Below are 9,411 nucleotides of genomic sequence, written 5' to 3' on the forward strand. Positions count from 1 at the left end.
TTTTTTCCTACTTGATTCCCTTCAATCTCTCCAAAACGACCGTATAAACATCTGTCAGCTCACCCAGCCCGCGGCGGAAAACGTCTTTGTCCATGTGATGCCCCTGTGCATCCCAAAGACGGCAGTTATCCGGTGAGAATTCGTCCGCTAAAATAATATTTCCGTCCTTGTCCTTACCAAATTCCAATTTAAAGTCAATCAATTTAAGGCCGATTTGCTGAAACCAGTCAGATAGCAAGTCATTGATGCGGCGCGTTTCTGCCTTGATATAGGAGATTTCCTCATCATCAGCGGCACCTAAAAATTTTACATGTTCATCATTGATAAAAGGATCATCCAAATCATCATTTTTATAGTAAAATTCGACAATTGGCATATCCAGCTTGATGCCCTCTTCAACACCAAAACGTTTGGAAAAAGAGCCCGCTGTATAGTTACGAAGGACCACTTCAAGCGGAATAATAGCAACTTTTTTATTTAACTGCTCTGTATCTGAAATCTTTTCAATAAAGTGCGTTGCAATGCCTGCCGCATTTAATTTTTCAAAAATTAAAGACGAAATCTGATTATTTAACTGGCCCTTGCCCGCAATCTGCTCCTTTTTAACGCCGTTAAAAGCTGTTGCTTGGTCCTTGTACTGTGCAATAATCACATTTTCGTCTTCTGTAGCAAAAATATCCTTAGCCTTACCCGAATAAATAAGTTCTCTGGTCATTGAATCGTTCGCCTTTCATATATTCTAACTTAGATTTTAACACACAGATTTCTATAATTCAAGATTTAACAAACTTTGTTACAGAACAAAAATAAAATCGTTCGCAAATAACGAACGATTTTATTTTAACACCTTTGTTCCAGATAATCTGTCAATTCTCCCATGGTCTGGATATCTTCTACATCTTCGTCAGGAATATCAAGATTAAATTCATCTTCCAAAGTAATGATAAACTCCACGAGAGCAATCGAATCCATCTCCAGGTCATCATGAAAAACGGTCTCTTTGGCCACCTTTAATTTTTCATCGTGCAGCTGCTGCTTAATCAAAGCAGAAAGCCTTGCAAAAATCTCACCATTCGTCATGCTAATCCCCCTTTTTAGAAAATTCTCCTACTAATTGACCGACAACATCAGTCTCAAGCATTGTGCGTATCTGCTTTATCGTGTAATAAACAGACTTGGCGTCACTCGAACCATGACACTTAACAACCGGTGCCTTAAGGCCAAAAAGCACTGCGCCGCCGGCACCTGAATAATCCAAATTATCTTTCAAATCATAAAGACTGTTTTTCAGTAAAAGGGCTCCTAATTTTGCTCTGAGTCCTCCCTTTTTAATAGAAGATTTCAGCTGTCCCATGATACCGAGCGCTGTTCCTTCGATAGCCTTCAAGACTGCGTTTCCCGTGAAACCATCAGCGACAACCACATCGGCAACACCAGACATCAAATCACGCGCTTCAACATTACCGATAAAATGAAGAGACTGATCAGCGGATAACAGTTCAAAAGCTTCCTTGCGCAGCGAGTCTCCCTTGGTTGATTCAGTTCCATTATTGAGCAGACCAATGCGCGGTTGAGTAATGCCGCGGACATTTTGAGCGTAAAAAGACCCCAAAATGGCATATTGATGCAGATGGCGGGCCGTATTTTCAGCATTGGCTCCCAAATCAAGCATATCAAATCCCTGACCGTTAAGCGTCGGCAGAGTCGACATCAGGCCCGGACGGTCAATGTTTTTAATACGGCCGACAACAAAAAGGCCGGCTGCCAGCAGAGCTCCCGTATTTCCCGCAGAAAGCACAGCGTCAGCTTTACCGTCTTTAACTGCCTGCGCTCCTAAGATCATAGAAGCCTGCTTTTTCTTGCGGACAGCCTTGGCCGGCTCGTCATCTGAATCAATTTTTTCATCGGTGTGAACAATGCTCACCCGTTCATTTGCCTGAAGATAGGGTTTTATCTTAGCCTCATCTCCATAGAGCTGAATTTCAATATCGGGGAATTCTGCCAAAGCCTGATTAACCCCTTCAATAATAGCCTGAGGCGCATTGTCTCCCCCCATAGCATCAACTGCAATTTTTTTCATTATTCTTTCCTTTTTTTACAATTATCCTTAATTATACCATGAACAAAAGGCCTTTAAACGTTACAAAAAAATGACAAATAGCCTGAAAGCACACAAGCTGCAGACCAGAACCTAACGTATTTCCTAGTCATCTTTTTTCATGACATTTCCCCATTTGTCCAAGTCATCAATAAATTTTTTACTTTTTAGATGAAGTCCCACATAATCTTCGTAAAGCGCATCAATAAAGACCCGAAGCTTTCTCTTCATTTCCGATTTTACAGAAATGGTTTTTAAATCCTCGAAGCGAAGAGACTGAAAGCGATCCAATAAATAAGGCACATTGGGGTCTAAGTGACTGCGATGCTCATCTTTTTCATAATGTTCAGGACACAGCAATCCGGAATAACGGTGAGAAAAGTCAAAAGCTAAACCCACACGGTGGCAAATACAGCATTCATGAAAATTAAGCTGAACACCAAAACGTTCCAGAATCTGAATTTCAAAGATATTCGTCAAAATCTCATAATCAAGCCCTTCATTCATTAACTCCAATGTTTTAACCAAAAAGGCAAAAAGATTGGCATCAAAGCTGGCATCCGGAATGGCAGCATCTGCCAAAGCCACAAGATAACTGGCATAGGCCAGCTTATAGATATCAGCGTTAATTTCCTTAAAAAGAGAAACTTCCTTATAATCCTCTATATAAGAAAGTCCTGTATCATTAATCTTTAAGATAAAATCAGCCACCGTCAGCGGCTGAATAACCGAGGACAGCTTTGAATTGCCGGCATGGCGCACAAAAAACATATGCTTGCCTGAACTTTCCGTAAATATTTTAACCAGTTTATCGTCCTCACGGAAAGGGCGGTTGTAAAGCACTAAGCCTCTGGTTTCCTTAGTCTGCATACTGCTCCATAAATTCTTTCAAGCGTTTCATAGCTTCCTTAATCGTTTCCATGCTTGCTGCATAAGAAATTCTAACATAGCCTTCGCCGTATTTGCCAAAAGCAACGCCGGGAATAAAGGCTACTGCTTTTTCTCTGGCAAAATCCTGTAAAAATTTAAAGGAATCCTGATTCTTTTCAGCAGGGATTTTAGCGAAAATATAGAAAGCTCCGTCCGGCTTAATAATTTTAAAGCCCATATCTTCCATTATTTCAATAATATAATCCCGGCGCTTGATGTATTCTGCCTTCATCGGCAAGGCATCATCCTTACCATTCACCAAAGCTTCGATAGCTGCATACTGCACACTGGTAGTTGCCGCAGTGACCAGATACTGATGGCTCTTAATTAATTGCGCCGTTAAAGGAGCAGGTGCAAAAATCAAGCCTAAGCGCCAGCCTGTCATAGCATGTGATTTCGACAGGCCAGATATAAGGATTGTCTGTTCCGGCAAGTATTCTGCAATCGAAACGTGACTTTCGTCAGTGTAGGTTAATTCTGCATAAACTTCATCACTGATGACAAAAATGTCGTATTTTTTAAGAACGGCAGCTAAATCCTTTACTTGCTGGCGCGAATAGGTAACGCCTGTCGGATTAGTAGGATAGTTGAGAATAACTGCTTTTAGCGCCTCTCCTTGGTCCACAATGGCCTTTTCAAGCATTTCAGGAGTCAGCACAAAGCTATTGGCTCTCGTATCGATTTCAACAATATCTCCTCCGACCAAATTAACAATAGGCTCATAACCAGGATAGGCAGGCGCCGGCAAAAGAACTTTATCTCCAGGTTCTATAATAGCCGTTAAGGCAGCTGATAGTGCTTCAGTAGCACCGATGGTAACTAAAATTTCATTATCCGGATTGTAGTTCAGATGATATTTTTCTTTAACAAAAGCACTGGCCGCCTGCCGCAGTTCCAAAAGCCCAGCCATACCCGTGTAATGACTCTTATCAGCATCGATCGCCTTTTTAGCTGCTTCCTTGATGTGTTCTGGTGTCGTAAAGTCCGGTTCGCCCAACGTTAATTTTAAAACTCCCGGAATATCTGAAATTGATTGATCAAACTGGCGAATCATAGAGACTTCAATTCGGTCTAAATTCTTATTGAAACGTTTACTCAAATCCATAAAAACACCTCTTATAACTATATTATCATTATTATACACCAAAAAATCGGCTTTTTCACCCCATAAAAAAATCGCTCTTCAGCGATTTTCTTTTATTGTGGAAAAGTAAACTCAAACAAAGGTGAGAGCGGCCGTTTTTCGTGCACACGAATAATAGCTTCTGAAATTAAATCAGCAATCGAAATTTGCTCAATCTTATCGATCAAACGTTCCTGCGGCAAATCAATGGTATCCAAAACAACTAGTTTTTCAATAGCAGAATTCTGAATATTATCTAAAGCAGGACCTGACAGCACGGGATGGGTGCAGGAAGCATAAACCGCTGTTGCACCGGCTGCAGCAAGAGCATCGGCTGCATGGGCAATCGTTCCTGCTGTATCAATCATATCATCAATTAAAATGCAGGTTTTCCCAGAAACATGGCCAATAATATTCATAACTTCACTGGTATTCATTTTATTGACATTTCGCCGCTTATCAATAATCGCAATCGGCGTTTGGAGGAACTGAGCCAGCTTGCGGGCACGCGTAACACCGCCATGGTCAGGGCTGACGACAACATAGTCACTGCCGCACATGCCGCGGCGGACAAAATAATCAGCAATCAAAGGCGCTCCCATCAAGTGGTCAACAGGTATATCAAAGAATCCTTGGATTTGTGCAGCATGCAAATCAACTGTCAAAAGACGGTCAACACCTGCTACTGCAAGCATATTGGCAACTAATTTGGAGGTAATGGGTTCACGGGCACGTGCTTTTCGGTCTTGGCGGGCATAGCCATAGTAAGGCATGACAACACTGATCGTTTCAGCACTGGCACGTTTAAGAGCATCAACCATGATTAAAATTTCCATCAAGTGGTAATTGACAGGCGAGCTGGTTGACTGCAAAATAAAAACATGCTTCCCACGAATAGATTCTTCGATATTAACCTGAATTTCTCCGTCAGAAAATTGACGGACCGTTGATTTTCCAAGACTGATTCCGATAGTCTTGGCTACTTTTTCTGCTAATTCTTTGTTTGAAGACAGAGCAAACAATTTTAAATTAGAATACGACATAATTCCTCCAAAGTTTTAATCCCTTACCATTTTATCGTTTTTGGGGTAATTTTTCAATTAGATTTACGAGGATATTTTTAGAAAAAATAAAAAGATAAGACGTATCTTATCTTTTTAAATCACTTTTTAGTTTGGATAGATGTAGCTTACACTTCCTGGATTGAACCATCCACGGTAGTTACCGATAGATTGATTACCAGCATAGTTAGCTTCTTGAACTTGAATTTGACCGCCTTGAACACCTGTAACATAAGCTACGTGTCCATAACCGCCGTCATTCCATACTGCTACAGCGCCAGCTGTTGGTGTAGAACCAACTCTGTATCCTGCTGCTGCTGCGCTGGCTGCCCATTGGCCGCCGTTACCCCAGTAGTTGCCAACCCAAGGAGCTAATGATTTAACACCCCAAGTACATTGACCAACTGGATATGTATTTGCAGAAGAAGTATTGGATGACGCTGCTGCCGGAGCTGCTGTGCTTGCTGCTGGCTGTTGTGCCTGCGCTGCACTTTGCTGTCCTGCATTATTATTAGCAGCTGGTGCTTGTTGTGCAGCAGGTTCACTTGCCTGTGCTGCCGGAGCTGCTTGCTGCTGTGCTTGAGTTGCTTGTGAAGCTTGCTCTTGATTAGCTGCTTGTTCTTGATTGTTAGATTGAGTATTGGCATCAGCAGCTGGCTGTGCTGCTTGGTTTTGTTGACTGGCTGCTGCTTGTTGCTGCTGTGCTTGCGCTGCTTGTTCTTGTAAAGCTTTAGCTTCAGCTGCTGCTTTAGCTTCGGCCGCTGCCTGTGCTGCTGCTGCCTGACGAGCTGCTTCTTCAGCTGCTGCTTTTTGAGCAACCAAGGTAGCTTTTTGATTTTGTGCAGTTGACAATTCAGCTTGCAAGTTTAATTGTGCCGCTTCCAATTGTGCTTTTTGTGTTGTTAAAGCATTTGTATTTTGAACAATTGTTGCTTGGTTAGCTGCAACAGTGTTAATAGCTGCCTGATTTGCCTGTTGTTTTTGTTCAACAGCTGCTTTATCTTGCTCTTGTTGCTGAAGCATTTTCTTGTTGGCTGAAACAACTTCACGGATAGCTGAAACGCGGTTAATAGCATCAGAAACTGATTTTGAATTAACAATAGCGTTAATATAACTTGCAGCTGCATTACTCTTTTGGGCACTGCGGGCTTGTTTTTTCAAAGATTCGTTACGGGCAACAATCTTATTTGAAAGAGTTTGAATTTCTTTCCCTAAAACAACAGATTGAGCTTCAAGTCTTTCATTTTCAGCTTGTAATTGTGCTTGCTGTGTCTGCAAAGCACTTACTTGTCCCTGAATAGTATTGACTTGTGTTTGTGCCGCTTGCTGTTGAGCAGTCAAATTATTAATTTTAGCATCTTGCGACGCGATTTGTGAATCAAAATCATCAGCACTTACAGATGACAGTACTGTCGCAGAGCTAAGTGTTACACCACTAACTAAAACTGCAGATAAAATTCTTTTTTTCATTACAAATATAACTCCTTTTTCGATAAGACTTTATTATTATATCAAAAAAAGCCGTTTTGTATATTACGGCATTATTACATTTTTATTTAAAAAGCTTTAATGGCGCCTTTCAAGATAGATCTTCTCTAATAATTTCTGCAGTAAAAGAAAGGCAAGCATATTGAAAATCAATGACGGTGCTAAATTATAAGTGACAAAATCATTTAAAGGATAGGCTGTTAACTGATAAAAATAGGCTATGGCAATACTAGTAAAATCAAGAAAGAAAATCAAAATAAAGAAAATCAAGAAACGCGAAAGGGGCTGTTCGATGCTGACATGTTTCCAGATTTTAATCATAACGACCGCTATCAGCGGAAACAGCAATGTCATAATTCCAAAATTATAGATCCCTAAATAGTAAAAATCATAGATAATCCCTAAAAGAAAAGCCAAGATGAAAACAAAATAGGGATTAAAAATAATTGTATAAAATAGGAAAAGGAGAATTAAAAGATGACTGGAAACAATGAACTGATTGTGGAAAAGAACCCGCGACAATAACGACAGATGGCCGTCCAAAAGCAGGAGAAGAAAAGCTAATAAAACAGCAAAAGGTTTATTTTTAAAGACAGACATGTTAATCACCTACCAAGGTTACATGAGAAATATCCGACAAATCAATCGCTGGCTTGACAATAATTTTTCGCGAAAGATTGTTAGAATTATCTTCCTCAGAGACAACTTTGCCAACAGAAATCCCTTCCGTACTCTGACCGTCCAAACCGCTGGTTGTAACAGCATCCCCCTTTTGAACTTTGAGAGAGGAGGTCAGCTGTGTAATTTCAAAAGTTCTGGATTCAATATCATAATGCGTCAAAATACCAAAAACATCGCCCTTTTTAGCAGCAATTTTAACAGGGATTTCGTCCATATTTTTAGTATTAGAAAGCAACTTTACAGAACTTGAACCGGCGGTTGTCTGAGAAATTTTCCCGATTAGGCTGCCATTGGAAAGAACCAGCATGTTTTTAGTAACCCCGTCTTTTTCCCCTAAATCTATGGTTAGAACATCCAGCCAGGAGACCGGTGAGCGAACGATGACTTTAGAAGACAGAACTCTTTGATCAGGAAAAGATTTTTTAATTTTTAACGTTTTCCGGAGAGCTGTATTTTCTTCTTTTAGTTTTTCTATTTCGCTTTGCTGGCCTTCAAATTGTTCCACTTTGCGTTTTAGTGATTTATTTTCCGAATTTGCCTTAAATAACTGTTTGGTGCCATCAATCAATTGAAATGGTAAATTCAAGATTTCATCAACAGTGGAAACCGCGGTATTAACTGGCTTAGATACTGATTTCATAACAATGGAATCCTGAAAAATAAAAAAAAGTCCTATTGCAATTGCCAGCAATGCCGTAACAACAAAAACAATAAAACGCGATAATCTCATTTTTTTCATTTTAACCACCCGCACACAAGCTATAAATAAAACGAGATATCAACAGATAATCTCGTTTAACTACGGAGAATGGGGGATTCGAACCCCCGCGCCAGTTTCCCGACCTAACGATTTAGCAAACCGTCCTCTTCAGCCTCTTGAGTAATTCTCCAAATATATATGGGCACGAGTGGACTCGAACCACCGACCTCACGCTTATCAGGCGTGCGCTCTAACCAGCTGAGCTACGCGCCCAAGCTACTGCTTGGCTTATACTATAAAAGCGGGTGACGAGAATCGAACTCGCGACAACAGCTTGGAAGGCTGTAGTTTTACCACTAAACTACACCCGCTAAAATGGCGCGAGACGGAATCGAACCGCCGACACATGGAGCTTCAATCCATTGCTCTACCAACTGAGCTACCGAGCCTTTCTATTGCGGGAGCAGGATTTGAACCTACGACCTTCGGGTTATGAGCCCGACGAGCTACCTAACTGCTCCATCCCGCGATATCTTTATAAAGGAGGATGTGGGATTCGAACCCACGCACGCTTTTACACGCCTGACGGTTTTCAAGACCGTTCCCTTCAGCCGGACTTGGGTAATCCTCCATGGCAATTAATATGGACCTTGTAGGACTCGAACCTACGACCGCTCGGTTATGAGCCGAGTGCTCTAACCAGTTGAGCTAAAGGTCCAAAACACCCATAAATAAACTATAGCGGCGAAGGGGATCGAACCCCCGACCTCCCGGGTATGAACCGGACGCTCTAGCCAGCTGAGCTACACCGCCAAATATCGGGAAGACAGGATTCGAACCTGCGACCCCTTGGTCCCAAACCAAGTGCTCTACCAAGCTGAGCTACTTCCCGTACCTTCCTCCTAAAAACAAGTCATCAGCCTAAAGCCAATCACTCGCACATGCACCCTGCAGGATTCGAACCTGCAACCGCCTGATTCGTAGTCAGGTACTCTATCCAGTTGAGCCAAGGGTGCCTATCTTTATGCCGAGGACCGGAATCGAACCGGTACGAAGGTTACCCTTCCCAGGATTTTAAGTCCTGTGCGTCTGCCAGTTCCGCCACCCCGGCCTCCTCTTAAAGCGAACGACGGGATTCGAACCCGCGACCCCCACCTTGGCAAGGTGATGTTCTACCACTGAACTACGTTCGCATCTATAAATATGCCGGCTACATGACTTGAACACGCGACCCTCTGATTACAAATCAGATGCTCTACCAACTGAGCTAAGCCGGCTTATCCTCTATGCGGGTGAAGGGACTTGAACCCCCACGCCCTCAAGCGCCAGA

Annotated in this window: 9 protein-coding genes and 13 tRNA genes; all 22 read right to left on the minus strand. The window is 41.9% G+C overall.

The genetic code is table 11. The features are described 5' to 3' along the window. Positions 1-7: 7 nt before the first annotated feature. A complete protein-coding gene (gene purC / locus BMI76_RS10205) occupies positions 8-715 on the minus strand; it encodes a phosphoribosylaminoimidazolesuccinocarboxamide synthase (protein ID WP_075347449.1) in 708 nt (235 codons plus the stop codon). Between the two features lie 125 nt (positions 716-840). Next, positions 841-1,080 (minus strand): acyl carrier protein, encoded by a 240-nt coding sequence (locus tag BMI76_RS10210; protein ID WP_075347450.1) that lies wholly within the window; start codon positions 1,078-1,080, stop codon positions 841-843. 1 nt (position 1,081) lies between these two features. Further along, on the minus strand, positions 1,082-2,080 hold the full coding sequence (plsX, locus tag BMI76_RS10215) for a phosphate acyltransferase PlsX (protein ID WP_075347451.1): 999 nt from the start codon (positions 2,078-2,080) through the stop codon (positions 1,082-1,084). Positions 2,081-2,203: 123 nt separating this feature from the next. Next, the gene (recO, locus tag BMI76_RS10220; protein ID WP_075347452.1) at positions 2,204-2,968 is read right to left on the minus strand and encodes a DNA repair protein RecO; all 765 of its coding nucleotides are present in this window, start codon (positions 2,966-2,968) and stop codon (positions 2,204-2,206) included. Then, on the minus strand, positions 2,958-4,133 hold the full coding sequence (locus tag BMI76_RS10225; protein ID WP_075347453.1) for a pyridoxal phosphate-dependent aminotransferase: 1,176 nt from the start codon (positions 4,131-4,133) through the stop codon (positions 2,958-2,960). The genes recO and BMI76_RS10225 overlap by 11 nt, the downstream gene beginning before the upstream one ends. 92 nt (positions 4,134-4,225) lie before the next feature. Further along, positions 4,226-5,194 (minus strand): ribose-phosphate diphosphokinase, encoded by a 969-nt coding sequence (locus BMI76_RS10230; RefSeq protein ID WP_003087001.1) that lies wholly within the window; start codon positions 5,192-5,194, stop codon positions 4,226-4,228. A gap of 126 nt (positions 5,195-5,320) precedes the next feature. Then, on the minus strand, positions 5,321-6,682 hold the full coding sequence (locus BMI76_RS10235; RefSeq protein ID WP_075347454.1) for a CHAP domain-containing protein: 1,362 nt from the start codon (positions 6,680-6,682) through the stop codon (positions 5,321-5,323). A gap of 96 nt (positions 6,683-6,778) precedes the next feature. Beyond that, positions 6,779-7,300, minus strand: a complete 522-nt coding sequence (mreD, locus tag BMI76_RS10240; RefSeq protein WP_075347455.1) for a rod shape-determining protein MreD — start codon at positions 7,298-7,300, stop codon at positions 6,779-6,781. A 1-nt stretch (position 7,301) separates the two neighbouring features. Further along, entirely contained in the window at positions 7,302-8,120 is an 819-nt protein-coding gene (gene mreC, locus BMI76_RS10245; protein ID WP_075347456.1) for a rod shape-determining protein MreC, read from the minus strand. A 63-nt stretch (positions 8,121-8,183) separates the two neighbouring features. Next, positions 8,184-8,271 (minus strand) — tRNA-Ser (locus BMI76_RS10250). A gap of 9 nt (positions 8,272-8,280) precedes the next feature. Then, a tRNA-Ile gene (locus BMI76_RS10255) sits at positions 8,281-8,354 on the minus strand. Positions 8,355-8,381: 27 nt separating this feature from the next. Further along, positions 8,382-8,452 (minus strand) — tRNA-Gly (locus tag BMI76_RS10260). Positions 8,453-8,457: 5 nt separating this feature from the next. Continuing rightward, positions 8,458-8,530 (minus strand) — tRNA-Phe (locus tag BMI76_RS10265). 6 nt (positions 8,531-8,536) lie between these two features. Further along, positions 8,537-8,610 (minus strand) — tRNA-Met (locus tag BMI76_RS10270). A gap of 12 nt (positions 8,611-8,622) precedes the next feature. Continuing rightward, positions 8,623-8,712: transfer RNA gene (locus BMI76_RS10275), tRNA-Ser, on the minus strand. A gap of 13 nt (positions 8,713-8,725) precedes the next feature. After that, a tRNA-Ile gene (locus tag BMI76_RS10280) sits at positions 8,726-8,799 on the minus strand. Positions 8,800-8,820: 21 nt separating this feature from the next. Beyond that, positions 8,821-8,894, minus strand: a tRNA-Met gene (locus BMI76_RS10285). 5 nt (positions 8,895-8,899) lie between these two features. Continuing rightward, positions 8,900-8,973, minus strand: a tRNA-Pro gene (locus tag BMI76_RS10290). A gap of 50 nt (positions 8,974-9,023) precedes the next feature. After that, a tRNA-Arg gene (locus BMI76_RS10295) sits at positions 9,024-9,097 on the minus strand. A gap of 9 nt (positions 9,098-9,106) precedes the next feature. Then, positions 9,107-9,192, minus strand: a tRNA-Leu gene (locus BMI76_RS10300). A 10-nt stretch (positions 9,193-9,202) separates the two neighbouring features. Continuing rightward, positions 9,203-9,274, minus strand: a tRNA-Gly gene (locus tag BMI76_RS10305). Positions 9,275-9,285: 11 nt separating this feature from the next. Next, positions 9,286-9,358 (minus strand) — tRNA-Thr (locus BMI76_RS10310). Between the last annotated feature and the right edge of the window lie 53 nt (positions 9,359-9,411).

Source organism: Streptococcus sp. 'caviae' (assembly GCF_001937065.1).
Taxonomy (GTDB): Bacteria; Bacillota; Bacilli; order Lactobacillales; family Streptococcaceae; genus Streptococcus.

Coding starts and splice junctions, on each gene's coding strand:
- plsX (WP_075347451.1), bottom strand. CDS start 2,080: ATGAAAAAAATTGCAGTTGATGCTATGGGGGGAGACAATGCGCCTCAG.
- BMI76_RS10235 (WP_075347454.1), bottom strand. CDS start 6,682: ATGAAAAAAAGAATTTTATCTGCAGTTTTAGTTAGTGGTGTAACACTT.
- mreD (WP_075347455.1), bottom strand. CDS start 7,300: ATGTCTGTCTTTAAAAATAAACCTTTTGCTGTTTTATTAGCTTTTCTT.
- mreC (WP_075347456.1), bottom strand. CDS start 8,120: ATGAAAAAAATGAGATTATCGCGTTTTATTGTTTTTGTTGTTACGGCA.
- recO (WP_075347452.1), bottom strand. CDS start 2,968: ATGCAGACTAAGGAAACCAGAGGCTTAGTGCTTTACAACCGCCCTTTC.
- BMI76_RS10230 (WP_003087001.1), bottom strand. CDS start 5,194: ATGTCGTATTCTAATTTAAAATTGTTTGCTCTGTCTTCAAACAAAGAA.
- BMI76_RS10210 (WP_075347450.1), bottom strand. CDS start 1,080: ATGACGAATGGTGAGATTTTTGCAAGGCTTTCTGCTTTGATTAAGCAG.
- BMI76_RS10225 (WP_075347453.1), bottom strand. CDS start 4,133: ATGGATTTGAGTAAACGTTTCAATAAGAATTTAGACCGAATTGAAGTC.
- purC (WP_075347449.1), bottom strand. CDS start 715: ATGACCAGAGAACTTATTTATTCGGGTAAGGCTAAGGATATTTTTGCT.